General features: G+C 45.7%; 1 pseudogene. It reads right to left on the minus strand.

Annotation, left to right across the window (positions count from 1 at the left end):
• Positions 1–455: pseudogene (locus tag AB4323_RS24580) on the minus strand (IS110-like element ISVisp6 family transposase); the annotation flags it as partial.

The following is a 455-nucleotide window of genomic DNA, read 5'->3' on the forward strand; positions in this document are numbered from 1 at the left end:
CAGCATAGTTTTCATATTCTGTTTGATTGTGTAAAAGCGACCATATAATTCGTGCGTTCTTCGCGGCCAGTGCCACTATTGCTCGGTTCATTCCTCTTCGTTCTAGAACGCCGCGACACCACTGACTTAACTTATCTTGCTTGTCGCCAAGGTTGGCAATCACGGTCCTTGCGCCATGAACTAATAGTGTTCGTAAGTATTTATCACCGTGTTTGGTTATTCGGCCTAAGCGAGGTTTTCCTCCTGTGGAATATTGCTTTGGTACGAGTCCTAGCCAAGCAGAGAAATCACGGCTTTTATCAAATTGAGAACCATTGCCTATCGAAGCAAGTATCGCAGTAGCGGTTTGCGGCCCAATACCTCGAACTTTCATCACTCGTTGAACATTAGCGCTGACCTTAGCAAAAGAGTCGAAGACTTGTTCAGTATCGGCGACACGTTGATTCAACTCTCCA

It is taken from the genome of Vibrio sp. 10N.261.52.C11 (assembly GCF_041471405.1).
GTDB classification, from domain to species: domain Bacteria; phylum Pseudomonadota; class Gammaproteobacteria; order Enterobacterales; family Vibrionaceae; genus Vibrio; species Vibrio crassostreae_C.